At 74.1% G+C, this 24,986-nt stretch carries 22 protein-coding genes and 3 pseudogenes; 14 read left to right on the top strand and 11 right to left on the bottom strand.

Annotated features, from left to right (window positions below):
- The first annotated feature begins 145 nt into the window (after window positions 1-145).
- The 3 genes from ACGFYH_RS10070 (at window position 146) to ACGFYH_RS10060 (ending at window position 2,223) form a co-directional block, all read left to right on the top strand.
- Window positions 146-526, top strand: coding sequence for an STAS domain-containing protein (locus ACGFYH_RS10070; protein ID WP_007388697.1), 381 nt, complete (start codon window positions 146-148; stop codon window positions 524-526).
- A 93-nt stretch (window positions 527-619) separates the two neighbouring features.
- On the top strand, window positions 620-1,132 hold the full coding sequence (gene calD, locus ACGFYH_RS10065) for a calcium binding protein CalD (protein WP_393802652.1): 513 nt from the start codon (window positions 620-622) through the stop codon (window positions 1,130-1,132).
- 614 nt (window positions 1,133-1,746) lie between these two features.
- Window positions 1,747-2,223: an ATP-binding protein gene (locus ACGFYH_RS10060; RefSeq protein ID WP_393802866.1), complete on the top strand. Its 477-nt coding sequence runs from the start codon at window positions 1,747-1,749 to the stop codon at window positions 2,221-2,223.
- Window positions 2,224-2,525: 302 nt separating this feature from the next.
- Here ACGFYH_RS10060 and ACGFYH_RS10055 read toward each other — a convergent pair.
- Window positions 2,526-2,783 (bottom strand): annotated as a pseudogene (locus tag ACGFYH_RS10055) (hypothetical protein); the annotation flags it as partial.
- Window positions 2,784-2,971: 188 nt separating this feature from the next.
- Window positions 2,972-4,177 carry a flavin-containing monooxygenase gene (locus tag ACGFYH_RS10050; RefSeq protein ID WP_393802651.1) on the bottom strand — a complete coding sequence of 402 codons (1,206 nt, stop codon included), beginning with the start codon at window positions 4,175-4,177 and terminating at the stop codon, window positions 2,972-2,974.
- A 98-nt stretch (window positions 4,178-4,275) separates the two neighbouring features.
- On the opposite strand from ACGFYH_RS10050, the gene ACGFYH_RS10045 reads away from it, so the two are divergent.
- Window positions 4,276-4,893, top strand: coding sequence for a GNAT family N-acetyltransferase (locus ACGFYH_RS10045; RefSeq protein WP_393802650.1), 618 nt, complete (start codon window positions 4,276-4,278; stop codon window positions 4,891-4,893).
- Window positions 4,894-4,900: 7 nt separating this feature from the next.
- Here the strand turns inward: ACGFYH_RS10045 and ACGFYH_RS10040 are convergent, their stop codons facing one another.
- From ACGFYH_RS10040 to ACGFYH_RS10030, 3 genes are all read right to left on the bottom strand, one after another.
- Window positions 4,901-5,569 (bottom strand): pyridoxal 5'-phosphate synthase, encoded by a 669-nt coding sequence (locus ACGFYH_RS10040; RefSeq protein WP_393802649.1) that lies wholly within the window; start codon window positions 5,567-5,569, stop codon window positions 4,901-4,903.
- Window positions 5,570-5,604: 35 nt separating this feature from the next.
- Window positions 5,605-6,030, bottom strand: coding sequence for a pyridoxamine 5'-phosphate oxidase family protein (locus tag ACGFYH_RS10035; RefSeq protein ID WP_393802648.1), 426 nt, complete (start codon window positions 6,028-6,030; stop codon window positions 5,605-5,607).
- Window positions 6,031-6,328: 298 nt separating this feature from the next.
- The gene (locus tag ACGFYH_RS10030) at window positions 6,329-6,964 is read right to left on the bottom strand and encodes a TetR family transcriptional regulator (RefSeq protein WP_393802647.1); all 636 of its coding nucleotides are present in this window, start codon (window positions 6,962-6,964) and stop codon (window positions 6,329-6,331) included.
- 134 nt (window positions 6,965-7,098) lie between these two features.
- Here ACGFYH_RS10030 and ACGFYH_RS10025 point away from each other — a divergent pair, with 134 nt between their 5' ends.
- The 4 genes from ACGFYH_RS10025 (at window position 7,099) to ACGFYH_RS10010 (ending at window position 11,773) form a co-directional block, all read left to right on the top strand.
- Window positions 7,099-7,863, top strand: coding sequence for a VOC family protein (locus ACGFYH_RS10025; protein ID WP_393802646.1), 765 nt, complete (start codon window positions 7,099-7,101; stop codon window positions 7,861-7,863).
- A 202-nt stretch (window positions 7,864-8,065) separates the two neighbouring features.
- Window positions 8,066-10,441 (top strand): PQQ-binding-like beta-propeller repeat protein, encoded by a 2,376-nt coding sequence (locus ACGFYH_RS10020; RefSeq protein WP_393802645.1) that lies wholly within the window; start codon window positions 8,066-8,068, stop codon window positions 10,439-10,441.
- A gap of 139 nt (window positions 10,442-10,580) precedes the next feature.
- The gene (locus ACGFYH_RS10015; RefSeq protein ID WP_393802644.1) at window positions 10,581-11,150 is read left to right on the top strand and encodes a hypothetical protein; all 570 of its coding nucleotides are present in this window, start codon (window positions 10,581-10,583) and stop codon (window positions 11,148-11,150) included.
- A gap of 14 nt (window positions 11,151-11,164) precedes the next feature.
- Window positions 11,165-11,773, top strand: coding sequence for a hypothetical protein (locus ACGFYH_RS10010; protein WP_393802643.1), 609 nt, complete (start codon window positions 11,165-11,167; stop codon window positions 11,771-11,773).
- A 94-nt stretch (window positions 11,774-11,867) separates the two neighbouring features.
- Here ACGFYH_RS10010 and ACGFYH_RS10005 read toward each other — a convergent pair whose 3' ends face one another.
- From ACGFYH_RS10005 to ACGFYH_RS09995, 3 genes are all read right to left on the bottom strand, one after another.
- The gene (locus tag ACGFYH_RS10005; RefSeq protein WP_393802642.1) at window positions 11,868-12,059 is read right to left on the bottom strand and encodes a hypothetical protein; all 192 of its coding nucleotides are present in this window, start codon (window positions 12,057-12,059) and stop codon (window positions 11,868-11,870) included.
- 199 nt (window positions 12,060-12,258) lie between these two features.
- On the bottom strand, window positions 12,259-15,234 hold the full coding sequence (locus tag ACGFYH_RS10000; RefSeq protein WP_393802641.1) for a BTAD domain-containing putative transcriptional regulator: 2,976 nt from the start codon (window positions 15,232-15,234) through the stop codon (window positions 12,259-12,261).
- Window positions 15,235-15,324: 90 nt separating this feature from the next.
- Entirely contained in the window at window positions 15,325-15,750 is a 426-nt protein-coding gene (locus tag ACGFYH_RS09995; RefSeq protein ID WP_393802640.1) for a nitroreductase/quinone reductase family protein, read from the bottom strand.
- Between the two features lie 91 nt (window positions 15,751-15,841).
- Here ACGFYH_RS09995 and ACGFYH_RS09990 point away from each other — a divergent pair, with 91 nt between their 5' ends.
- Window positions 15,842-16,684, top strand: coding sequence for an endonuclease/exonuclease/phosphatase family protein (locus ACGFYH_RS09990; protein ID WP_393802639.1), 843 nt, complete (start codon window positions 15,842-15,844; stop codon window positions 16,682-16,684).
- On the opposite strand, the pseudogene ACGFYH_RS09985 reads toward ACGFYH_RS09990, so the two are convergent.
- Window positions 16,644-16,937, bottom strand: a pseudogene (locus tag ACGFYH_RS09985) (phosphoesterase); the annotation flags it as partial. The gene ACGFYH_RS09990 and the pseudogene ACGFYH_RS09985 overlap by 41 nt on opposite strands.
- Window positions 16,907-17,047, bottom strand: a complete 141-nt coding sequence (locus ACGFYH_RS09980; protein ID WP_393802638.1) for a hypothetical protein — start codon at window positions 17,045-17,047, stop codon at window positions 16,907-16,909. The gene ACGFYH_RS09980 and the pseudogene ACGFYH_RS09985, both read right to left, overlap by 31 nt.
- A gap of 322 nt (window positions 17,048-17,369) precedes the next feature.
- Here ACGFYH_RS09980 and ACGFYH_RS09975 point away from each other — a divergent pair, with 322 nt between their 5' ends.
- Together ACGFYH_RS09975 and ACGFYH_RS09970 are read left to right on the top strand one after the other, a co-directional pair.
- Complete coding sequence (locus tag ACGFYH_RS09975; protein WP_393802637.1) at window positions 17,370-19,973, top strand: bifunctional FO biosynthesis protein CofGH; 2,604 nt, start codon at window positions 17,370-17,372, stop codon at window positions 19,971-19,973.
- A gap of 90 nt (window positions 19,974-20,063) precedes the next feature.
- Window positions 20,064-20,627, top strand: a complete 564-nt coding sequence (locus ACGFYH_RS09970; protein ID WP_393802636.1) for a hypothetical protein — start codon at window positions 20,064-20,066, stop codon at window positions 20,625-20,627.
- Here the strand turns inward: ACGFYH_RS09970 and ACGFYH_RS09965 are convergent.
- Window positions 20,624-21,127, bottom strand: coding sequence for a DUF2165 domain-containing protein (locus tag ACGFYH_RS09965; protein WP_393802635.1), 504 nt, complete (start codon window positions 21,125-21,127; stop codon window positions 20,624-20,626). The two genes, ACGFYH_RS09970 and ACGFYH_RS09965, sit on opposite strands and share 4 nt — an antisense overlap.
- A gap of 298 nt (window positions 21,128-21,425) precedes the next feature.
- On the opposite strand from ACGFYH_RS09965, the gene ACGFYH_RS09960 reads away from it, so the two are divergent.
- The 3 genes and pseudogenes from ACGFYH_RS09960 to ACGFYH_RS09950 all read left to right on the top strand — a co-directional run bounded on the left by ACGFYH_RS09960 (window position 21,426) and on the right by ACGFYH_RS09950 (window position 24,934).
- A complete protein-coding gene (locus ACGFYH_RS09960; RefSeq protein WP_393802634.1) occupies window positions 21,426-22,241 on the top strand; it encodes an alpha/beta hydrolase in 816 nt (271 codons plus the stop codon).
- A gap of 8 nt (window positions 22,242-22,249) precedes the next feature.
- Window positions 22,250-22,557: pseudogene (locus tag ACGFYH_RS09955) on the top strand (response regulator transcription factor); the annotation flags it as partial.
- Between the two features lie 1,261 nt (window positions 22,558-23,818).
- Window positions 23,819-24,934, top strand: coding sequence for an ADP-ribosylglycohydrolase family protein (locus ACGFYH_RS09950; protein ID WP_393802633.1), 1,116 nt, complete (start codon window positions 23,819-23,821; stop codon window positions 24,932-24,934).
- The last annotated feature ends 52 nt before the right edge of the window (window positions 24,935-24,986 follow it).

The following is a 24,986-nucleotide window of genomic DNA, read 5'->3' as shown; positions in this document are numbered from 1 at the left end:
AAGGGGTCGGGAACAAGCCTCTTCCGGCCCGGCCCCGTTTCCGGCCGGGTGTTTGCGGGAACGGCCGCTGGGCAGGCGCGCCGCCAAGAAGCGTGGGCATGGCTTCCGTTTCGGGTACGTCCAGACGTTCCGGCGAATGAAGGGCATGGTGGTGACGTTCAACGTGACCGGCGGCGAGCGGGGCCGGTGGGCCGTGCTCCAGGTGTCGGGCGAACTGGACCTGGTGACGTCACCGGTGCTGCGGCAGCGCGTGCACGACGAGGTGGCGGAGGGGCGGCACAGCCTCGTCCTGGACCTCTCCGAGGTGCTGTTCTGCGATTCCAGCGGGGTCGGCGTACTCATCGCCTCCCGACGGCTCATCCGCTCCTGCCAGGGCAGGCTGCGCCTGATACTCCCCGCCCAGGGCGCCGTCGACGGCTCCCACGTCAACCGTGTCCTCGGCGCGCTGGGAGTGCGCCGGCTCTTCGACTGCCACCCCGACCTCGCCTCGGCGACCGGGGACGAGCCCAGGCCCCTGTCCGCGTAGGTCGCGGCAAGTCCCGCCCGCGGCGGCGTCCGGCGACGTACGCTCCCGGCGAGACGTACCCCGAACACCGACGTGAGGCGGCCGGAGAGAACCATGGTCAACAGCGAGTACGAGCGCAGGATCGCCGCGCGGTTCACCACCTTCGACCAGGACGGGAACGGTCACATCGACCGATCCGACTTCAGCGGGGCGGCCAAGGCCCTGCTCGCCGAGTTCGGCGTCGCGGCCCGTTCCGACCGGGGGCAGTCCCTGTACGGCGGCGCCGAGGCCCTCTGGCAGGGACTGGCGGGCATCGCCGACCGGGACGGCGACCAGCGCATCACCCGCGAGGAGTTCGTCACCGGAGCGGTCAAGCGGCTGCGGGACAAACCGGAGCGGTTCGCCGAGATCGCCCGGCCCTTCCTGCACGCCGCCCTGGACGTCGCCGACGCCGACGGTGACGGGGCCGCCACCGTCGCGGACACCGCGCGGGCGCTGACCGCGTTCGGCGTGCCCGAGGACCTCGCCCGGTCGGCCGCCGCCGCCCTCGACGCGGACGGGGACGGCAAGGTGGGCGAGGCGGAGATCGTCCCGGCCTTCGCCCGTTACTTCACCGTGCCCGAGTAGCGCGCGCCCCGGGCAGCGCATCCGGGGGCGTGCCCCGGGCGGCGCATGCCGGGCAGCGCATCCGGGGCAGCGCGCCCCGGGCAGCGCACCCGGGCGACGCGTACCTAACGGGGCGGGGCGGGCGGCGTCGGCGGCGCACCCGCCGGATGCCGCGGATCGTGGCAGCGCGGCGTCACAGAGCGTTGATACCGGGTGGCGTCCGCCGTGTGACCCGTCACGCCCCGGAGTCGGTGCCACGCTCCGGTACCTTGTGTGGGATGCGAGTGGCCCCGAGCGCCGGCCGTGCCGGAGCCGCCCCCGGGGCGGCTCCGGCACCGGCGGTGTGCGCCTTGCCTCGCAGGGCTGAACGGCGGTCGGCCGCCGCCTGTTCGACTCCCCGGAACGTGCGTCGCACAGTATGCCGCACGAGTACTCCTTCGCGCTGGAATATGCCCGAAGCGCTTGTTGGCGTGACTTTGCGTCAACCATGCTGTCCCATAAGGGATTCACGTTCCGTGATCCCCGTCCCGGCCGTTGTTCTGGCCATGCTGGAAATGGCTACGATCGTGGCCCTCATGAGGCGCGAGCCTTTGTGTCCGCCGGTTCGGATGGTGTGAGCGGTGCAGGTGCTTCAAGTGCAGCTGGAGGTCCGTCCGGACCCCTCGGAGGTGGGGCGTGCCCGACGCTGGGCGCGTTCACGGCTCACGGGGTCGGGGATACGGGCCGATGAACCACTCGCCGAGACGCTCGTCCTGCTCGTCTCCGAACTCGTCACCAACGCCGTTGTGCACACCGGGTGTCCGGCCGTACTGCGGCTGGTGCTGCCGGGTGCGGTGACCGGGGAGGCGACGGAGGCGACCGTCCGCCTCGAGGTGGACGACGCCAGCGACCGTGCCCCCGTGCCCCGTTGCGTGGACGGCGAGACGACCGGCGGCCGCGGCCTCGCCCTCGTGGACGGCCTCGCCGACCGCTGGGGCTGGAGCCGGGAGGGCGCCGGCAAACGCATCTGGTGCGAACTGGACCGCTGTGCCGGGCGCGAGGACACCGCACCGGACCGCGGGAGCGGCGACGGCGCGGTGGCGTACGAGGGGTTCGCGTACGAAGCGGTGTGACGGCCGGTGGCGGCATGATGCGGAAGTGCGCCGGGGTGTGCTTCCGTGCGCGTCCCCCGCGAAACAGGGCACACGTGAGGGAACCGACCTGGCCGGTTGACGGATCGTCACCGTTTCTTCACGCTTGTAGGCAGCGATTCGCCGCGAGGGGACGCCGAGGGCTCGGTGACGGAGCCCTCGGCGAGCGTGAGTCGTGTCGGCGGCGGTTCCCTCGGGGGCGACGGGAGCCGGGCGGGAGCGCCGGAGTCGGGCGGCGGCGCGCGGTGCCGTGCTCGGGGCGGACACGCCGCGCCGCCGGCCGACTACTTTCCCGGCGGACCCGGTCCGAAGGTTCCGCTCCCGCTCCGCGAGGGCAGGGGCGCTCTCCGGCGGGCTCGATCTACGGGGATCTCATTCCCCCAGGCTGTGGACAACTCGGCGCGGAAGGTCCGCCGGTACCCGGTGGGCGTGACCCCGAGGGCCACCCGCGGATGCTGCCGCATCGACTGGGCCGTGCCGAACCCCGCGTCGTGGGTCACCTGTTCGACGGACAGGGCGGTGGACTCCAGCAGGTGCCGGGCCGCACGTGGGCCGGCGCGGCGGCCAGTTCCTCGGTCGGCACGCCCTCCTCGTAGACCGGGCCCAGCCCGTAGGAGGCGGGGACCACGACCGTGTCGGCGGTGTTCGCGCTGTCCGGCGACCCGGACGCCGGGGAGCTGATCGTCCTCGACCGGGACTGACCCCTGCCGTTCCTCAGCCCTGCCGTTCCTCAGCCCGGCAGCCGCGACACCCGCTCCGCCCCGCGCTGCGCGACCGCCCTGGCGATGCGCTCCGCGTCCAGCGCCAGCTCGCGCAGCATGCCGCTGATGGGATTGGTGAAGCCGGTGAAGTACAGGCCGGGCGCGGCGGCCGGGGCGCGGCCCCCGTGCGCGACCGGTCTGCCGGTGTCGTCGAGGACCCCGAGGTGCCCGACCAGTCCCTCCAGGCCCCGCCGGTACCCCGTGGCCGCGATCACCGCGTCCGGGGCGACGCGGGTGCCGTCGGCCAGGAGCACCTTGCCGTCCTCGAAGCCGTCCACGGCGGCGACGACCTCCACCCGGCCGGAGCGCACCGCGCCGATCAGGCCCACGCCCTGGACCGGGATGGCGCCCTGCGTCACCCGGCTGTAGAGCCCGGTGCCGGGACGCGGCAGCCCCTGTGCCGACAGGTCGGGCACACTGATCCGGGCCATCGCCCGGGCCAGCCGGTCCACCAGGCCGACCGGCAGGCGCCGGACCAGGATGCCGGTGTACTGGGCGGCCCACCCCGCGGTCGAGCGGCGGACGATGTGCGGCGCCGTGCGCACGGAGAGCCGGACCCGGGCGGCCCCGCCCTCCACCAGGTCCACCGCGATCTCGGCGCCGGTGTTGCCGGCCCCGGCCACCAGGACGTCCCGGCCGGCGTACGGCGCCGGGGCGCGGTACTCGCAGGCGTGCCGGAACTCGCCGGTGTACGTGTCACGGCCGGGCCAGTCCGGCACGCGCGGAGTGTGGTTGTAGCCGGTGGCGACGACCACCGCGGCACCGGTCAGCTCCCGGCCCCCGGAGGCGTGCAGCAGCCAGCCCGCCCCGTCGGGCGCCCGCTCGACGCGGAAGACCTCGACGCCGGTGACGATCTCCAGCTGGTGGTGCTCGGCGTACTTCTCCAGGTACCGCACCACGTCGTCCCGGGCCACCCAGCGTCCGAAGCGGCGCGGCATCGGCAGGCCGGGCAGCGCCGACAGCCGGCGGGTGGTGTGCAGCCGCAGCCGGTCGTAGTGGTGCCGCCAGGAGTCGCCGACGTGGCCGGCCCGTTCCAGAACGACGGCCCGCAGCCCGCGGGCCCGCAGCGCGTGCGCGACGGCGAGACCGCCGGGGCCTGCGCCTATGACGTACACGGGACGGTCCGCGGGGTGGGCGGGCCGCTGCGGTTCAGCGGACGGGGTGGAGTCGGCCATGCGGCGAGCGTAATCGCGTGCGCGGTTGATGGGTATCGGTCAAGACCGGAATCGGTTGCGGATCGGTCACGACTGCCGCCGTCGGATTGAATGGCCGGATGGCCCACACACGCATGCACACCCTCGGCCCCTCCCTCGCCCGCACCGGACCGCGCGGGCACGGCCTCCGTCTGCACGCCTGGGACGCCGCCTCGGACACCGACGCGCACACGTGGCTGCGCGGCTGCCTGGACCCCGAGTTCCAGCGCTGGAACACGCCGCTCAAGCTGTGGACCGACCTCGCCGGGGCCCGCGAGTCGCTGCGCGCCCGGGCGCGGGACGCGGCGGACGGCAGGTCGGCGTCCTTCCGGATCACGGACGAGGCGAGCGGTACGGCGCTGGGACACATCGGCCTCAACGAGATCAGCACGCGGATGAAGGTGGCCCGGGTCGGCTACTGGGTGCTCCCCGAGGCCCGGGGCCGGGGGGTCGCCACCCGCGCCCTGCTGCTCGCCTCGCGCTGGGCCTACGCCGAACTCGGCCTCCACCGCCTGGAACTGGGCCACGCCGTGGGCCACGAGGCCTCCTGCCGGGTCGCCGAGCGGAGCGGCTACCTCGTCGAGGGGACCCTGCGCGAGGCGATGTTCGAGGCCGGGCGGCACGACGCGTTCCGGGACGTGCACCTGCACGCGCGCCTGGCGACGGACGAGGAGCCGCCGGCGCCCGGCGCACGGTGAACGCCGCTCACGGCCACAGCAGCCGCCGGTCCCAACCGCCGTCCTCCGTCCGCCGGTAGGACAGCCGTACGTGACGCCGGCGGGCGTCCCCCTGGAAGAACTCGGCGTCGTCGGGGCGCAGCCGGTACAGCGTCCAGGACGGGACCGGCGCGTCCGGTTCCCGCCCGGCCCGCTCCCAGGCCGCCTCGGAGGCGCGGGCCAGCTCGTCGAGCGACCCCAGTTCCCCGCTCTGCCGTCCGGTGAGGGCCGCGGCCAGGGCGCCGGCGGAGCGCGCGTGCAGATCGGCCCCCGCCTCCTCGGCCGGGGCGACGGCGACCGGGCCGCGCAGGCGCACCTGGCGGCCCAGCACCGGCCAGTAGAAGACGAGCGCGGCGTACGGGCGGGCGGCGAGGTGGCGGCCCTTGCGGCTGTCGGCGTGGGTGGCGAAGGCCCAGCCGTCCGCGTCCGCGCCGTGCAGCATCACGACGCGCACGTCCGGCAGCCCCTCGGCGTCCGCCGTCGCCAGCGACACCGTGTGCGGCTCGGTCTGCCCGGCCGCGACGGCCTCGGCGAACCACCGGGTGAACAGGTCCAGCGGGTCGCCGGGCGCGGTGGCCGGGTCGAGGGGCGGCAGGTCGGTGACCGCGGGGTCCCACACCCGCAGCGACCTCAGCAGCTCGTGAAGTTCGGTTCCCATGCCCTGATTGTCGTGCGGTCAGGGGTGCCGGGCGCTCACACCGAGCCCAGGTCGGAGGAGACCCAGCGCTCGGGCCGCATCCGGACGATGACCTGATCGCCGTGGTTCGCCGAGGCGAAGGCGACGTAACCGTCGACCTTCTCGGCCGGGAGGTAGCGCGCGGAGATCTCCCGCAGGTGCTCCTCGGTCGCGGTGACCGTCTCGACGACCGGCCCCTCCACCGACACGTAGCGGATGGTGGGCTCCAGCCGGTCGATCATCAGTGAGAACCGGCCCGCCTTGCCGATCAGCTCGTTCTTGCGGCTGTCGAGCCCCGTCATGATCCACACCTCGCCGCCGGGCGCGTACTGGTACCAGATCGGCACGGTGAGCGGGGCGCGGCCCGCTCCCGCGTCGACCGCCAGCGCGGCGATGTGCGGCTCGGCCAGGAACGTCTCACGCTCTTCGCGGGTCAGGGCCATGATGGTCTCCTCCGGCGGATACGGGCAGTGGACACACGTGCTCAACACAACATCGGCCGGGCGGGCGGCTGTTCCCCGTCCGGGGCCACCGCGGAGCTGAACTTCGAGGCGCTGGACGTCGTGTCGGCGCGGCCGGAGGCCGGGACACGGGCACCGAGTTCGAGCGGGCGGCCGGCGGGGCGGTGGAAGGGCTGGAGGTACGGCGGCTGGAGAATACTGCGGCTCTGGAGAGCACGGCGGCTCTGGAGGGTGCGGTGGGCGACGACGCGGCCGGGATGACAGGCTGCCGCGCGGCGTACTACTTGGCGGGTTTCTTTCCGGTGATACCGAGATGCATCAACAGGGCGAGACTGGGCCTGAGTTCCGCCTGCTTCACGCCCCACGAGGAGAACCCCTTCTGGTGCGAGGCGGCGGCCGCGAGCATGACGACCAGTGACCCGGCGATCGCCGCGGGGTTCACGTCCTTGTCGACCTTGCCCTTTGCCTGGAGATCGGCGACGGAATCCGTGAGGGAGGAATTCACCGAGTTGAGGATCTTCATGCGGATCTTGGCAAACCGTTTGTCGCCCTCCGCCGCGCCGAGATCCACGACGCGGAGAATCGCGTCGTTCTTCCGCCAGAACTCCAGGAATCCGTCGACGAGTTCCTGTGCCGTCTGCCAGCCGGCCTTGCCGACCCACGAGCGGCCCGCCGTCAGTTCGGCCAGCGAGGAACTCTCGGCGGCCATGTGGTCGGCGATCTCCAGAACGGCGCCCTCGACGTCCGGGAAGTACTGGTAGAAGGTCGCGGGCGACGTGCCCGCCTTGCGGGCGACATCGATGACTTTGACATCGCGATAGGGAGAGGAGCTGAGCATTTCGCTGAGGCAGTCGAGCAGTTTCTGCCTGGTCGCCTGCCCACGCCGACCGGCCACGCGGCCGTCGACGGTACGCACTTGTCCTGTCATGCAGTCAGCTTACCGACGGGTGATCCGAGCGCGATTCGGCCGACTGCAAATGGGGTGCGAGCGCGGAGTGAGGCTGGTGTGCCTGGTCTGCGCGGTGCGGGCGACGCGGTTACTTTGACGACATGGCCGAAAAAGGGGCATCCGAGAAGAGGGCGTCAGCCCGTCCGTCCGCCGACCGGGAGGGCGTCCCCTGCTGGGTGGACGCACAGCTCTCCGACGTGGAGGCGGGCAAGCGCTTCTACGGCGGGCTGTTCGGCTGGACCTTCCGGGAGGAGAGGGAAGCGGGGGACGCGGGGGAGTCCGTACGGGCGTGCCTGGACGGGGAGCCGGTCGCCGCTCTGGTGCGCAAGACGGACGGCCGGATGCCCACCGTGTGGTCCGTGTACTTCCACACCCCGGACGCCGCTGCCCTGGCCGGGCGGATCCGGGCGGGCGGCGGCCAGGTCGTCACCCCGCCCCACCCGGTCGGCGACCTGGGCACCGCCGCCCTCGCCGCCGACCCCGACGGCGCGGTCTTCGGGCTGTGGCAGCCGGGCCGCCGTACCGGCTTCGGACGCCGGCACGAGCCGGGCACCTTCGCCTGGGCCGAGCTGTACACCCGGGACACCGGGGCCGCCAACGCCTTCTACGGCGACCTGTTCCACGACGCGCTCTTCGGCCCGGACGCCTTCCCCGACTTCGGCCGCGCACAGCTCTCCGACGTCTTCCCCGCCGAGATGCCGCCGCACTTCCTCGTCCACTTCCGGGTGGCGGACGTCGACGCCGCGCTCGCGGCGGTGGCCCGGCTCGGCGGGCGGGTGCGGGTGCCGCCCTTCGAGACGTCGTACGGACGGGTGGCCGTGGTCTCGGACGGCCAGGGAGCGTCGTTCGCGCTGCTGCGACGCTGAACGGGACCCCGGAGAGGGGACGCGAACCTCACCCTTTGCCCGGAATAAGGTAAGACACCCCGATTGTCGCCAGGTTCGCCACCAGCGCTCTGGACAGGAAGAATCGGGGTGCGTGGCGCCACGGACGTGCGGTGGTGAGACGCTGCACTTCGGTCGCGTACATATGTGGGTGGCGCGGCTCGTACGGGGAGGTGGCAGGCAAGTGGTGGATCAGCTGACGCAGCACGATCCGCGGCGGATCGGGCCGTTCGAGGTGCTGGGCCGGCTCGGCGCCGGCGGCATGGGGCTGGTCTATCTCGCGCGCTCGGCGTCCGGGCGGCGCGTGGCGATCAAGACGGTGCGCACGGAGCTGGCGGAGGACCAGTTGTTCCGCGTCCGCTTCACCCGCGAGGTGGAGGCGGCCCGCGCGGTCTCGGGCTTCTACACGGCGGCCGTGGTCGACGCCGACCCGCGCGCCGCGGTGCCGTGGCTGGCCACGGCCTACGTGCCCGCACCCTCCCTCGAGGAGATAGTGAACGAGTGCGGGCCGATGCCGGCCCAGGCGGTGCGCTGGCTGGCGGCGGGCGTCGCGGAGGCGCTCCAGTCGATCCACGGTGCGGGCCTGGTCCACCGCGACCTGAAGCCCTCCAACGTCCTCGTCGTCGAGGACGGCCCCCGCGTGATCGACTTCGGCATCGCGTCCGGCGTCTCGAACACCCGGCTGACCATGACGAACGTGGCCGTCGGCACCCCCGCCTACATGTCACCGGAGCAGGCGAAGGACTCCCGCAGCGTCACCGGCGCCAGCGACGTCTTCTCGCTCGGCTCGATGCTGGTCTTCGCCGCCACCGGACACCCGCCCTTCCACGGCGCCAACCCGGTCGAGACGGTGTTCATGCTGCTGCGCGAGGGCCCCGACCTCGAGGGCCTGCCCGACGAGCTGCGCCCGCTCATCGAGTCCTGCATGCAGATGGAGGCCACCGGCCGCCCCAACCCCGCCGACCTCCAGGCCCAGCTCGCCCCGCACCTCTTCGGCTCGGGCTCCGACGACAGCGGTACGGCGTCGGCGTGGCTGCCGGAGCGGGCCATGGGCCTGATCGAGGGGCGCCGCAACGGCCGCCCCGCGGTCAAGCCCGCCACGACGGCCGGCGGCCGCGGTCCGGGACGCCCCGGGGTCCCCGCGCCCCCGCCCCCGCCCGCGCACGACCCCGTCGTACCGGCGCCGCCGGCACGCGGCCCGGCGGTCCCGAGGCCCGCCGGCACACCCGACGGCGGGCCGGTCCGGCTGGCCGGAGCGGCGGTGCCCATCGGCCCCGGCCCACGCGTCGCCGACATGCGCGTCGCAGCCGTCGCCGCGCCCCCGCCCGAGTCGGCCCTCTCGGCGTCCTGGTCCCGCCCGCGCCCCGGTGTCAACGGCGCCGACCCCGCCGTACCGGCCCCGTCGCCCGCGCCCCCGGAGGCCTCGCCGGCCGGCTGGCGCCCCTGGCGGTTCCGCATGTCCAACGACGTCTGGGGCACGCCCCGGGTCGCCGGGGACCTGGTCTACGTCACCTCCTTCGAGGTGCACGCCCTGGACGTGGGCACCGGGCGCCGCCGCTTCAAGACCCGGGACGTCGCCTGGTCGATGGCGGTGGCGGACGGCCGCATCCACGCCTCCGACGGACCGACCCTCTTCGCCCTCGACGCCCGTGAGGGCGCCGACCTCTGGCGTCTGCAGACCGACGCCTGGGTCTACTCCCTCCAGGCCGACCGGGGCACGGTCGTCACCGCCACCCGCGGCGGCGGCGTCCAGGCCTGGGAGTCCTCCGGCGGCCAGAAGCTGTGGGAGATCACCGGCGCCCAGACCGACTTCGAGTCCCCGGAGGCGGGCGCCTCGGTCCACGAGGGCACGGTGTACGTCTGGCAGGACGCCCGGCTGCGCGCCCTGGACGCCCGTACCGGCGACGAGAGATGGTCGTACCCGATCGGTGACGCGGCCTCCTGCGGCGGAGTCCCGGTCCGCGTCGCCCAGGCCCCCGACGGTTACGTGTACGTCGCGGCCGGCACCCGGGTCCTCGCCCTGGAGGTCGCCTCCGGCCACGTCCGCTGGCACTTCGAGGCCCCCGCCGTCTTCCTCGCCCCGCCCGCCTTCGTCCCCGGCCCCGCGGTGACCGGCGGCGGCGTCTACCTCGCCGACTACCTCGGCACCGTCTACGCCCTCGACGCCACCGACGGCCGCGACCGCTGGCGCATCGCGACCGAGGCCCGCTCCTCGACCGACCCGGTCCTGGTCGCCGCCGGCCACGTCCACGTGGGCAGCGGCAAGGGCCTCTACACCCTGGACGCGGTCACGGGCACCCCCAAGTGGCGCTTCCAGGCCGGGGGCGACATCGTGGGCGCCCCGGTGGTCGCCGAGGGCCGCGTCCACTTCGGGTCGACGGACCACCTGCTCTACACGCTGAAGGCCGACGACGGCCGCCTCCGCTGGAAGCTCGCCACCGGCGGCGAGATCACCGGCTCCCCGGTCGTCCGCGACGGCATCGTGTACGCGTGCAGCAAGGACCGCTGCGTGTACGCGCTGGACGCGGAGAAGGGCACGGGGACGGCGCGTACGACGTGACGTGGGCGTGAGGGGACGGGCGCGTACGACGTGTCGTGGGCGTGAGGGGTGGGACGGGCGCGTACGACGTGTCGTGGACGTGAGGGGCCGTGCCCGGCTGGTGACGTGTCCGTGACATCCGCTCGATAGCGTGATCGTCATGACGACACGGGGGCGAGCACTCAGGTTCACGGCGATCTCGGCACTGGTGGTCCTCGGCCTGACCGGCTTCTCGACCGGCCGCCACGGCCACGGTCACGGTCACGGAGGCGACGGCGGGGGCGGCTGCAGCAGCTCGGGCCAGGACCACGACAGCTCGTCGTCCACGTCGGGCGGCGGCGCCTACAAGGACGACGACACCTACGGCAGCAGCAGCGGCGGCGGCTACCACGACCACGACGACGACACCTACGACGGCGACACGACGGGCAGCGGCAGCACGGGCGGCACGGGCGGCACCGGCCGGGAAGCGGCCACCGCCGAACTGGTGACCTGCGCGACGGAGTCCGACCCGTACGCCACCGTCGAGGTCACCAACCCGAACGGCACCGAGCACACCTTCGCCGTCACGGTCCTCTTCAAGGACGCGGCCGACGCGACGATCGCCGACGGCCGCGAGGAGACCACGGTCCCGGCACGCGGCGTGGCCGAGGTCCGCGTGCCCCTGGACGGCTCCACCACCCCCGACCACTGCGCACTGGACGAAGCGGAACCGCTGCCGCTCTCATAGCCGAGGAGGAGCCGGTGACGACGGAACCGGACGAGGAGAGGGACCCGACAGCCGCCCTGCGCCTGCGGCAGGCGATCGCCCGGACCGAGGACGCCACCCGGGAGCGCGTCCCCACCGGCACGAGCCCCGAGGAGGCCGACGGCCTCCAGGACACCTTCGCCACCGACGGCGCACTCGGCTTCGACCCGCGCCCCTTCCTCCGAGCGCTCCACGACGCCCACTCGCACGCCGTGGTCATCGGCCAGGTCGCCGGCATCATGCACGGCTCCGCCGAACTGACCGGAGACCTCGACCTGCTCTGGGACGGCACCCCCGGGGAGGCGCGCGCCCTGCGCGAGGCCCCGACCCGGGCCGGCTGCGCCGAACCGCCCGTCCTCGACCGCGCCCGGGTGGCCTACCGGGTGACCGGCGCCGACGGCGACCTGTGCACCCCCGCCCTCCCCTGGGGCGCCATGAACGTCGCCCCCTGCCTGACCCGGGCCCGGACGACCCGTGACCCCGCCGGCTTCACCATCCGCTACGCCGCACTCGACGACCTGATCCGCATGCGCCGGGCCCTGGGCCGGCCCAAGGACCACCGCCGGGCGGCCGAACTCGCCCGGTCGGCCGGCCGGCGGCCGTGACCCACGGGTGAGCCCCGCGCCTTCCCCGGACACACGTCGGCCGCGGCGGCTCCCCTCCGCGCCGCCGCGGCCGATCCCCGTGTGGGAAGAAGGTCTACTTGCCGTTCCGGTCCAGGTCCAGGGCGGGCGGGGCCGGCATGCTGTTGTCCAGGGTCGTGATGGCGTCACCCGTGGCGGGCTCGCTCGGCATGCTGTTGTCCTGCGTCGTCGCGGTCCCGTCCGTCGGCGGCGCGGGCATGCTGTTGTCCTGCGTGGTGACGTCGGCGTCCTTCTTCGGGTCGCTCATGAGCTTGCTTCCTCCAGGTCGTGACAGGTCGGAAACGCCCGCCCGGAAGCTCCCCCGAGGGCCGCCGGACGGGCGTTCGGAGCCGCACACTAGCTCGTCGGGCTCCCGTCGAACCCTCTGCCCCCGACGCGGCGGTCCGACTGACGTCAGCGTGCCGGTCGGACATAAACGATTGCTGAACGTCCGCGTTCAGCCCGCTCTAGGCGGCGGACGCGGGGGAGGAGAGGAGGGTGCGGACCTCGTTCGCCTCGGCGGCCCCGCTCTGCTCGTAGAGGCCGAGCGCGTCCTGCCAGCAGGCCCTGGCCCGGTCCGCCTGGCCGAGGGAGCCGAGGGCCCGGCCGAGCAGGGTCACGACATTGCCCCGCATCCGGTCACCGCCGACACAGCCCAGGACCAGTGCCTGCTCCGCGTGCTGCGCCGCCGCGGCGAAGCGAGCGGCGGCCAGGTGCACCTCCGCCATCCGGAAGTGCGTGTTCCCGACCCAGAGCCGCTGTCGGTGCTCGCTGAAGATGCCCTGGGCGGCACTGAACTGACCGAGCGCCTCGGCGTGCCTGCTCGCCTTGGCGAGGGCCAGACCCAGGGCGAAGTGGGCGCTGGCGCGCCGCATGGGCCGTCCCAGCCGTGAGTGTGCGGCGAGACTCTGCTGCGCGATCTCCACGGCCTGGGGCACGTCGCCCAGCTCCAGGTAGGAGCGGGACAGATTGGCGAGCGTGACGGCTTCGCCGAGCCTGTTGCCGGCGGCTCGGTGTCCCTCGATCGCCTGCTCGAAGAAGGCCTTCCCGTCCGCGTGGCGGCCTTGGTGAAGGCAGATGAGCCCGCGGTCGTTGGCCACCCAGCTGACCGCGGTGGCGTCCCCCGCGGACGCCGCGCGCTCCATCGCCGACCGCGCCTCCTCCTGCGCCTGCTGGATGCGGCCGTAGACCAGCAGGACGTTGGTCAGCGTCGTCCGGGCCCGTCCTTCGGTGCGGGCGTCCCCGACGGTCCGCGTCGCCTCGCACATGGCCCGGGCCGTGGTCTCGTACTGATGGGAGTTGGCTCCCGATTCGATCAGGTCCTTGGCCGCCCACAGAAGGTCGACGGCCCGGCGCAGTCTCTCCGTGCCGGCGGCCTGGCGTACGCAGGCCAGCAGGGCCGACGATTCCGTGTACAGCCAGTCCAGTGCCTTCGACCCGTCCTCGAAACGCAGCCCCGGGTACCGGGTCGGCTCGAGATCCTCCACCAGCCGGTCGCCCGGCCGCTCGATCGCGTAGACCCCCGCCGCCGTGGCCAGATAGAAGTCCAGCAACCGCGACAGCGCGGCGCCCCGCTCGCTCGGCGGATGCTCGTCGCGTTGCGCGCACGCACGCGCGTAGAGGCGGACGAGGTCGTGGAAGCGGTAGCGGCCCGGGGCCGCCGACTCGAGCAGCGACGTGTCCACCAGGGCCTCCAGGAGGTCCTCCGTGTCCTGCGCCGGCAGATCCAGGACCGCCGCCGCGGCCGCCAGGGAGATGTCCGGGCCGTCCGCCAGGCCCAGCAACCGGAAGGCACGGGCCTGGGCCGGTTCCAGCTGGCCGTAGCCCAGCTCGAAGGTGGCCTTGACGGCCAGGTCGCCCGCCTGCAGCTCGTCCAGCCGGCGTCGCTCGTCCGCCAGCTTCGCCGCGAGGACCGACACCGTCCAGGTACGGCGGGCCGCCAGGCGGGAGGCGGCGATGCGGATGGCGAGAGGGAGGAAACCGCACGCGCCGACCACGTCGAGGGCGGCCTCCCGCTCCGAGGCGACCCGCTCCTCGCCCACGATCCTCGTGAACAGGGCCAGCGCCTCCTCGGGCGACATCACGTCCAGGTCGACCAGGTGCGCCCCGGCGAGGTCCACCATCCGCACCCGTGCCGTCACCAGCGCGGCGCAGCCGTCCGTGCCGGGCAGCAGGGGCCGCACCTGGGCGGCGTCGCGGGCGTTGTCGAGAAGGACGAGGACGCGGCGGCCGTCCAGGACGGAGCGGTAGAGGGCGGCCCGCTCCTCCAGGGAGTCGGGGACGGCCGAGTCGGGGGTGCCCAGGGCGCGCAGGAACGAGCCCAGTACCGTCTCCGGTTCCGCGGGCCGGGCGCCCGCGCCCTGGAGGTCGACGTACAGCTGCCCGTCGGGGAAGGCGGCCCGCGCCTGGTGGGCGACGTGCACCGCGAGGGTCGTCTTGCCGACGCCGCCGATACCGGCCACCGCCGAGACCGCCATCACGCGCCCCGTGGCCGCGTCCCCGGACGCCGAGGACAGCACGTCGCCCAGTTCGCGGACGAAGGACGCGCGTCCGGTGAAGTCGGGGACACTGGCGGGCAGCTGGGCCGGGCGGAGCGCGGTCACGGTCCGCTCCGGGTCCGGCGTCGGCGGCTCGGCGAGGCCCGGGTCTGCCCTGAGCACACGCTGCTGAAGTTCCTGGAGGCCGGGGCGGGGGTCGACGCCCAGCTCGTCGGCGAGCAGGCGGCGGGTGTCGGCGTAGACCGCGAGGGCCTCCGCCTGGCGGCCGCTGCGGTAGAGGGCCAGCATCAGCAGCTCGCGCAGGCGTTCGCGCAGGGGGTGCGCGGCCGTGAGGGCCGTCAACTCCGAGACCGCCTCCGCGTGACAGCCCTGGTCGAGGTCCAGGTCGAGGCGCGTCTCCAGGAGTTGGAGCCGCCACTCCTCCAGCCGGACCCGCTGTGCCTGCGCGTACGGACCCGGCACGCCTGCCAGTGCCTCGCCGTCCCACCGGGACAGCGCACGGCGCAACAGGTCACGGGCGTGGCCCAGATCCCCGGCGTTCCTGGCCTTCTCGGCCTCCGCGGCCAGGATCTGGGCCGTCGCCAGGTCCAACGCCTCCTCGGCGAGGCCCCGCACGGCGTACCCGCCCGACTCGCTCACCAGGACCCCGGGGCCCAGGACCTTCCGCAGCCGGGACGCGTACGTCCGCACCGCCGCCAGCGCCTGCGAGGGCGGCTCCTCGCCCCACAGGGCGTCGATCAGCTCGGCCGCCGTGGCCGTCCGGCCCTCGCGCAGCAGCAGGGCGGCCAGCAGCGCGCGCTGCTGGGGAGAGCCGGTGGCCAGCGCCTCCTCGCCGCGCCAGGCACGCACCGGCCCCAGTACGCCGAAGCGCAGCGTGCCCGTTTCCTCCGGTTCCGCCGGGAATCCGGGACGCCGCTGCTCCGGAACCCGCGGTACACCGTCCATGCCGTCCCCCTAGACATCCTGAGCAACCACGCCAGTTTGCCTTGTTCATGCCGACCACGTCAGCCGTGGGAGACGCCGATCACAGCTTCCTCACCTGCTCCCTTGCCCCTCCAGCTCCACCCGCACCGTCAGCAGCGCCGTCCCGACGCCCATCGCCCGTACCGCCATGCCGTTGAGGCGGGGGAGCCGGCGCAGGCGTGCGAGCGGGTCGTCGTCGGGGAGGAGGTGGGCGGTGCCCGGGTGCCAGCGGCCCCGGACGCGTACCCGTACCCGCGGATCGGCGCGGATGTTGCGGACGTACTGGGACCGTTCGCCGAACTCCGACACCAGCCAGAAGGAGTCCCCCACCCGGCGTCCGCCCACCGGCGTGCGGCGGGGCAGGCCGGAGACACGGCCGGTGGTCTCCAGCAGGGTCTGGCCGGGCAGCCGGCGCACCACGGTGTTCATGCGGCGCTGGAAGGCCGTGACGGTCCGGTACTTCTTCTCTGCGTCGGGCGGCTTCGGCTTCGAGTACATCGTTCGTTCACGCTCCCGTCTCGTGTGCCTCCATGTTCCCCGGAAAACCTCAGAGGGAGGGTGCGAGTGGGCCGGAGAGGGGCGGTGGGGTGTGCGGGTGGTGACCTGGAACCTGTGGTGGCGGTTCGGGCCGTGGGCCGAGCGGCGCAAGGCGATCCTCGGCGTGCTGCGGGAGCTGGAGCCGGATGTCGTCGGGCTCCAGGAGGTGTGGGCCGTGGACGGGGGCGAGAACCTCGCCGAGTGGCTGGCCCGCGACCTCGGTCTGCACTGGGCCTGGGCGCCCTCGCCCGCCCCCGAGCGGTGGCAGCGGCGGATCGGGGACGACACGGTGGGCATCGGCACCGCGGTGCTCAGCCGCCGGCCCGTGGTGGCACGGGCGGTGCTGCGGCTGCCCGTCCCCGGGGAACTCGACGACGGGCGGCTGGCCCTCCACACCCTGCTGGACGCCCCCGGGCACCCGGTGCCCTTCTTCACCGTCCACCTGACCTCGGGCGCCCACGCCCGCGCCGTGCGCCGCGAGCAGGCCGCCGCCCTCGCGGAGTTCGTCGCCGCGCACGGGCACGGCACCGGGCACCCGCCCGTCGTCACCGGCGACTTCAACGCCCGGCCCGGGGCACCGGAGCTCGGCCTGCTGCGGGCGGCTCGGCTGCGCGACGCCTGGGAGTTCGCCGAACCGGGCGCGCCGTCCGGTACCTGGGACACCGCGAACCCGTACGTGGCCCGCGCGGACGGCGGACCGAGCGCGCGGATCGACTACGTCCACGTGGGCCCGCCCGGCCCCGGCGGACTCGGCCGGGTCCGGGCGGTACGGCGGGCCGGCGACGGCCCCGTAGACGGGGTCTGGCCCTCCGACCACGCGGCGGTCGTCGCCGACCTGGACGACGGGAGGGCCGTCAGGGCCTCGGCCGCCGGCCCGGGAAGACCGGGTCGGTGAACGCCGCCGGCGCCCCCGGCAGCGGGCCCGCCGCCGCCTCGTGCCGCACCGCCGGCCGTACGTACGCCGCGTACGACGCGGTCGTCCCCCACTCCACGACGCCCGCGCCCGACACCGGCAGCGGAGCGCCGGTGAACGGCACGCCCTGGTCCGTGACGAGGCGCACCGTGCAGCGCGGGGCGCCCGTCACCTCCAGGCGGACGGTGACCGGGGTGTCGTCGTTCACGCGCAGCCGCTCGCCGATGCCGGCGTGCCCGCGGAGCGGTCGTAGGTGTGGGCGACGTGGATCCCGCGCACTCCCCGGGGGACTTCGACGGGGACGTACACGAAGCCGGGGGAGCCGGGCGGGAGAGTGCCGCGCACGGTTCTCCCGCGCCGCTCACGGTGTGCCGCCGAGGCGAAGCTCACGCTTGCGACGTAAGCGCGGCGGCGGCTCCCGTCACGAACACCGCGCGTCTGCCGGTACCGGTGCGGCCGTCCCCGCACGTGCTGCTGCTCCCAGGTGTCGTCAGTGACCTGACACCGGTGGTGCGGGGGTGGTGCGGGCAACCCTCGTACCGAGCCGTGAACTCCCGGCCGGGGAAGGGGGTTCGACGGGCCGGGGGACGGGAACCGCGCGGTGGGCCGCCGGGGCGGGGACGGACGGGGGCGGACGTCCTGATCACCGCGCTCGTATGCTCGAAGGATGACGACTTCCGCGACCTCCGGAACCGGACCCGCCGACCGCGCCGGCCCCACCGAGAACTCCATGCGTCGCGCTCTCAAACGCGCCAGGGACGGCGTCGCCCTGGACGTGTCCGAGGCCGCCGTGCTGCTCCAGGCGCGCGGCGAGCACCTCGACGCCCTCACCGCGTCCGCCGCCCGGGTCCGCGACGCGGGCCTGGAGGCCGCCGGACGCCCCGGCGTCATCACGTACTCGAAGAGCGTCTTCATCCCGCTGACCCGGCTGTGCCGCGACAAGTGCCACTACTGCACCTTCGTCACCGTCCCCGGCAGGCTGCGCCGCGACGGGCACGGGATGTTCATGTCGCCGGACGAGGTGCTCGACCTCGCGCGCAAGGGCGCGGCCCTCGGCTGCAAGGAAGCCCTCATCACCCTCGGCGACAAGCCCGAGGACCGCTGGCCCGAGGCGCGCGAGTGGCTCGACGCGCACGGGTACGACGACACGATCGCGTACGTCCGCGCCGTCTCCATCCGTGTCCTGGAGGAGACGGGCCTGCTCCCGCACCTCAACCCCGGCGTGCTGACCTGGACGGACTTCCAGCGGCTCAAGCCCGTCGCGCCCTCCATGGGCATGATGCTGGAGACCACCGCCACCCGCCTGTGGTCCGAGCCCGGCGGCCCGCACCACGGTTCACCGGACAAGGAGCCCGCCGTCAGGCTGCGCGTCCTGGAGGACGCCGGGCGTTCCTCGGTCCCCTTCACCTCCGGTGTGCTCATCGGCATCGGCGAGACGTACGAGGAACGGGCCGAGTCCCTCTTCGCGCTCCGCCGCGTCTCCCGCTCCTACCACGGCATCCAGGAGCTGATCATCCAGAACTTCCGCGCCAAGCCGGACACGGCGATGCGCGGCATGCCGGACGCGGAACTGGACGAACTGGTCGCCACGGTCGCCGTCGCCCGGCACCTGATGGGCCCCTCCGCCTGCCTCCAGGCCCCGCCGAACCTGGTGGACTCGGAGTACGAGCGGCTGATCGGCGCGGGCATCGACGACTGGGGCGGCGTCTCCCCGCTCACCATCGACCACGTGAACCCCGAGCGACCCTGGCCGCAGATCGACGAACTCGCGGCGAAGTCCCGGGCCGCCGGTTTCGCGCTGCGGGAACGTCTCTGCGTGTACCCGGAGTTCGTCAGGCGCGGCGAGCCCTGGCTCGACCCCCGCCTGCGCCCCCACGTGGCCGCCCTCGCCGACCCGGCGACGGGCCTGGCCCGCCGGGACGCGGTGGTCGAGGGCCACGCCTGGCAGGAACCGGACGAGGCGTTCACCGCGACCGGCCGCACCGATCTGCACGCCACCATCGACACCGAGGGGCGCACGTCCGACCGCCGCGACGACTTCGACGAGGTGTACGGCGACTGGGGCGCCCTGCGTGAGGCCGCCGCGCCCGGCATGGCGCCGGAGCGCATCGACACCGACGTACGCCAGGCCCTTGCGACGGCGGCCGACGACCCGACGAAGCTGACGGACGACGAGGCGCTGGCCCTGCTGCACGCCGACGGCCCGGCGCTGGACGCCCTGTGCCGGGTGGCCGACGACGTGCGCAAGTCGGTGTCCGGCGACGACGTGACGTACATCGTCACGCGGAACATCAACTTCACCAACGTCTGCTACACCGGCTGTCGTTTCTGCGCCTTCGCCCAGCGCCGCACGGACGCCGACGCCTACACGCTCTCCCTCGACCAGGTCGCCGACCGCGCCCGACAGGCCTGGGACGTGGGCGCGGTCGAGGTCTGCATGCAGGGCGGCATCCACCCCGATCTGCCCGGCACGGCGTACTTCGACATCGCGAGGGCGGTGAAGGCCCGCGTCCCCGGCATGCACGTGCACGCCTTCTCCCCGATGGAGGTCGTCAACGGCGCGACCCGCACGGGGATGCCGGTCCGCGAGTGGCTGAGCGCCGCCAAGGAGGCGGGCCTCGACTCCATCCCGGGCACGGCGGCGGAGATCCTCGACGACGAGGTCCGCTGGATCCTGACCAAGGGCAAGCTGCCGACGGCCACCTGGATCGAGGTGATCGAGACGGCCCACGAACTGGGCATCCGGTCCTCGTCCACGATGATGTACGGCCATGTCGACCAGCCCCGCCACTGGCTGGGCCACCTGCGCACGCTCGCCGGCATCCAGCGGCGCACGGGCGGCTTCACGGAGTTCGTGACGCTCCCCTTCATCCACACCAACGCGCCGGTGTACCTGGCGGGCATCGCGCGGCCCGGCCCCTCCCTGCGGGACAACCGCGCGGTGACGGCCATGGCCCGCCTCCTCCTGCACCCGCACATCCCCAACATCCAGACGAGCTGGGTGAAACTGGGCACCGAGGGTGCGGCGGAGATGCTCCGCTCCGGAGCCAACGACCTCGGCGGCACCCTCATGGAGGAGACCATCTCCCGCATGGCGGGCTCCTCGTACGGGTCGTACAAGTCGGTCAAGGACCTGATCGCGGTCGCGGAGGCGGCGGGCCGCCCGGCGAAGCCGCGCACCACCCTGTACGGCCCGGTCCCGCAGGAGCGGCAGCGGGCGGCGCGGGACTCGGACGGGCATCTGCCGGAGCTGCTCCCGGTCCTGGACTGAGGGCACGCGCGTCGGGGGCACGCCGGGCTCGCAGTACGATGATCGGGCCCCCGGTGTGTCGGGGTTCTCGTAGCTGAGGAGATGCGTGCCGTGCCTGCCCGACTTCCCTCCTGGGCGTGGGTCTCCGGTCTGACCGTGGGGGCGATCGCGGCGGTGACCGTCCTGGCCGTACAGGCGGACCGGGGACCCCAGCCCACCGCCACGGCCGTCGGGCCGAGCCCCACGGTGTCGGCCGGCGCGCACCCCACACCGAAGGAGACCGCGCCGGCCCCGGTACCGGAGTCTTCCGGCACCGGGCGGCGCATCGTGTACTCGCTGGGGCAGAAGCGGGTCTGGCTGGTCGACGCCAGTGACGCCGCACGGCGGACGTTCACGGTGTGGCCGGGCACGGTCGGCCCCGCCCCGGGCACCTACACGGTCGGCAGCCGCGCGGAGGGGGCCACGACCGGCTCCGACGGCGTGCGCATCGAGCGGATCGTCTACTTCACCCAGGAGGACGGCGTCTCCGTCGCCTTCTCCAACGCCGTCGACGGCTCCTCGCCCCCTCCGCCCGCCTCCGGCGCGAAGACGGGCGGCATACGGCTCCGCAAGGCCGACGGCACGGCCGTCTGGGCGTTCGCCACGACCGGCACGAAGGTCAACGTCGTCGGCTAACCCTCGGCGGGCTGCCGCTCGCCGGGGAGGTGGGCGACGATCAGCACGAGTCCGCTCAGCAGGAGGACCCGGGTCGCCGCTTCGAGCCCGTTCCAGTCCTCCGACTGCCACATCGCGAACCACTCCCCGCCGATACCGATGAACCCGGCACCGAAGAGCAGCACCAGCATGAGGGTGCCGTACGTGGTGAAGCGCCGTGCGGAGGCGTGCGCCCGGCGTATCCAGAGCCAGGCCGCCCAGATCAGCACGAGCGCGGCGGCGGTCTCCCACACGATGATCGCCACGTAGGCGGTGTCCTGGAGACCCTTGCTCGTGATCGCCCGCCACATCAGGTCGTCGTCCTCGAAGGTGGTGTCCATCGCGAGGACGTGGTGCACGAACTGCTGGTTGCTGTCGAAGTCGGTGATGTTCCCCAGGGCCACGAGGGCGATGTAGAGGGCGAGGACCGCGGTCAGGACGGTGGCTGCGAGAGAGAGGGTGGTGCGTGGGATGTTGGCCATGACAGCACTATCCCGAAGCCGGGGCCCCCGTGCGCGGGCAGGCCCGGGAACGTGATCTCTTCGAAGCGCGACGTCGCCGAACGGCCGGACGGATGACGGCGGTTGGCCCGGGGCGACGCCCACCGCGAAAACCGTTCGGCGGCCCACGGCGGCCACTGCTACGTTTGTGGCGGCCGTGCGGGAGAGCGAGGAGGTGGTACCCGTGGACGTATCCACGTGGGTGCTCTCCTCCGGGGACACGGTCGGGCGGTAGATCGTCCGGGAGCGCCGCTCGGCAGCACTCCCGAAAGGCACGATCATGGCCCTTCACTTCACTTCCGAACAGCGCCTCGACGAGACCGTCCTCGAACGCGCCTTCGCCCTCGGTGACATCCCCGGCTTCCTGTGGACGCCCGCGTCCGCGTCCGGTTCCGCACCGACGCCGCTGATCCTGCTCGGTCACCCCACGCTCGGACTGGGCAGGATGTACCCCCGGCTCGTGACGCGGGCGCGGCACGCCGCGAAGGACGGCTTCGCCGCGGCCACCATCGAGCTCCCCGGCAGCGGCGACCGGCCCCGCCGGGCCGCGCTCGAACGGGCCCGCGCCGACCTGCGCCGGGTTCTGGAAACCGGTGAGCCGGTCGGCGACGAGATCATCGACGCGCTCACCCTCCCGCTCGTCGACGAGGCGGTCCCGGAATGCCGGGCCGCCCTTGACGCCCTCCTGGCACTGCCCGAGATCGGCGGCCCGGTCGGCTACTCGGGCGGAGTCATCTCCATCGGCGTCCGCCTCGCGGCGGTCGAGCCGCGCATCGTGGCCGCCGGTCTCTTCGCCGGCAGTTTCGTGCCCCGCGCGACCTTCGATGAGGCACGCCGGGTCACCGTTCCGCTGCACGTCCTGCTGCAGTGGGACGACGAGGGGAACGACCGGCAGGCCGCCCTGGACCTGTTCGACGCCTTCGGCTCGAAGGAGAAGTCCCTGCACGCCGACATGGGCGGGCACACCGGCGTCCCGCAGTGGGCGGGGGACGTCGCCGCCCGGTTCTTCACCCGGCATCTGGGACAGCCGCCGGCCGCACCGGCCGGCGGGACGCCCCTCGCGCGCCGCAGAGGGGCTACTCCCACCGGCCGGTGAACGCCGGCGCCGTGCCCGTCCTGGTCCTGACCGCGCGCGCCGACGAGGTGGACACCGTCGTCGGTTCGGACGCGGGCGCCGACGACTGCGTCACCGAGCCCCTCCGCCTCGCCGAGCTGCCCGCCCGGGTCCGGGCCCTGCTGCGGCGCGGTGCGGTCGAGCCCGCGCAGCCGCCCGCCGCCCACGGTGTGTGCGCATCGACGTCGAGTCGCACCGGGCCTGGACGGGCGAGGAGGAGCTCCGGCCCACCGCGAAGGAGTCCGACCTGCTGCGGGTGCTGGTGCGCGACGCCGGCCAGGCCGTCACCCGCGATCAGCGCCGCCCCCTCCAGACCCGCGACGGCTGCTGCGACGGCTGCCAACGCGCCGTCCGTGCCACGGGCCCGGGGAGCCGCGGTCGCGGATGCCGGGAGGGGCGTGCCACGGGGTATGCCGTGCGAAAAGCGTGAACACTTCACGGGGAAGTGTCCTCCATCGGCTCAGCTGAGCGCCCTGATGACACATGCGGTCGAACTGCTCACGCTTTCCGGCGCACACAGCCACCACCAGCACGAGCGCGCCGACGAAGAAGAGGACGACGAGACCGGTCGCGGTGGCGATGCCGACGGCCGCGGGCCCAGCAGGCCGACGAGACAGTCCGGTGGCTCCGGCTGCCTCGCGCCCGGCAGGCACGGGACCCACGCCGCGGGTGCCCTGTGCCATCGCGCTTCGACCGATCGCCACCGAAGTCTGCATGGCGGGGGCGCCGAGCGTCAGGAGCGTCCGGGCCGCCGAGAGGCTGTTCGTCTCCCAGCCCGCGTTGACCGAGCAGATCCGGCAGTCGGAGGCGCCGGGCTCGGCGGGGCCCTTTCACCCGGTCGAGGACCGGCCTGCCCCTCACCGCACCGGGGCGCGTGCCGGCCGATCGGGTCCCGCCCCGCCGGCCGGGCGGGAGGGGCACGGCGGGAGACGAGGTCCGGGGCGAGCCGGGCGGCCCGCGTGCCGCGGGTCGGCCGTATCGCCGGTGCCGCCAACGAGGCGCAGTCGATCACCGCTGAGTTCGCCCGCCGCAGGCCGGGCTTGAGGGCCGAGATGCGGCAGGCCCCCTGCCCGGACGCCGGACGCCGGACGAACGGCTTCCGTGCTCTGTGGGACGAACCCCTCGTGGCGGCCCCGCCCGAGACGGGCCCCTGGCCTCAGCACTGACTGGCCGCCGACGGGCGTGACGGCCACCCGGCGCCCATCGGCGCGGTCACCGAGAAGCCGGACGACTGGATCCGCGGTCACCGAGAAGCCGGACGACTGGATCAGCGCGATCGCCGACGGACACGACGTCGCCCCGGCTTCGCATCCGCGGCCCGCTTCCACCCCCGCCCCGGCGTCGTCCACCGTCCCGTCACCGGCGAGAGCACCAGCGGGGCCGGGGCCGACTGGACCCCGCGGCCGACGACGACCCCGCGCCGGGACCTGGCCCGCCGCTGCCGTGAGGCATGCGTCGGTGCGTGAACGTTTCCACACCGTTTCGGCCCTGAACCGACCCTCCCCTTCGAATACAGTGCTGGACGTCGCACGTACGCACCGTGTCGAGGGGAGGCCTGGGTGGGCGGGTCAGCCGGTGCCGTCTGGGGGCGTGCCGAGCAGCAGGACTTCCGCAGCCGGGTGCGCGGGACACTGCTCGGCACGGCCGTCGGGGACGCCCTCGGCGCGCCCGCCGACGGGCTGGACCTGGCCGCGATCCGGGAGGCACACGGCGCGCAGGGCCTGACCGATCTGGCCCCCGCCTACGGCCGGCGCGGTGCCGTCACCCACCTCACCCAGCTGACCCTGTTCTCCGTGGACGGGCTGATCCGCGCCCAGGTGCGGCGGGACACCGGCGCCTGGCATCCGCCGACCGACCTGCACCGGGCGTACCGGCGCTGGGTCGCCACCCAGCGCGACTGGGGTCCCGACCTGCGGCGCAAGGACGACGGCTGGCTGGCCCACGAGGAGTGGCTGTACGTCCGCCGGGACGCCCCGCGCGCGCTGCTGCTCGGGCTCGGCGACGAGACGATGGGCACCCCCGAGGCGCCCAAGAACCCCGGCGAGCACGGACCCGAGGCCGCCGCCCGGTCGGCGCCCTTCGGGCTGCTGGTCGGCTGGGAGCCGCAACTGGTCGCCCAGCTCGCCGTGGAGTGCGCGGCGCAGACCCACGGCCACCCCACCGGCTACCTGACGGCGGGCGCGTACGCCGTGGTCGTACACGGGCTGGCGCGCGGCGAGAGCCTGGACGCCGCCGTGCAGCGGGCGCTCGCGCTGCTCGCCGCGCGGCCGGGGCACGAGCCCGTGGTGGACGCCCTGCGGCACGCGCTGGGCGCGGTACGGCAGGGGCTGCCGACCCCGGCACGCGTCACCGGGCTGATCGGCGCGGGGACGGCGGAGGGACTGGTCGCCGCCGCCGTGTACTGCGCCCTCGTCGGCGAGGACGTACGGCACGGGCTGCGGCTCGCCGTCAACCACGACGGCCCCTCGGCGGCGACCGGGGCCCTGACCGGCGGCCTGCTCGGCGCCCTGCACGGCGAGACGGCGCTGCCCCCGGCCTGGCTGGCCGAGCTGGAGGGCCGCCCGACCGTCCTGGAACTGGCCGACGACTTCGCCATGGAGATGACCCAGGGCCCCGCCCTGCACGGTCCGGCGGGCTCGTCCCCGGGCTGGCTGGCGCGATACCCGCGGGCGTAGGGACGCTCCGCGCAGCGTCCGGAAGGACGGTCACGTTTCGAGAAGCGCGGCC

The organism is Streptomyces sp. NPDC048392, from assembly GCF_043200575.1.
In the GTDB taxonomy this organism is placed as follows: domain Bacteria; phylum Actinomycetota; class Actinomycetes; order Streptomycetales; family Streptomycetaceae; genus Streptomyces.
This window is presented reverse-complemented; position numbering and strand designations above follow the sequence as displayed.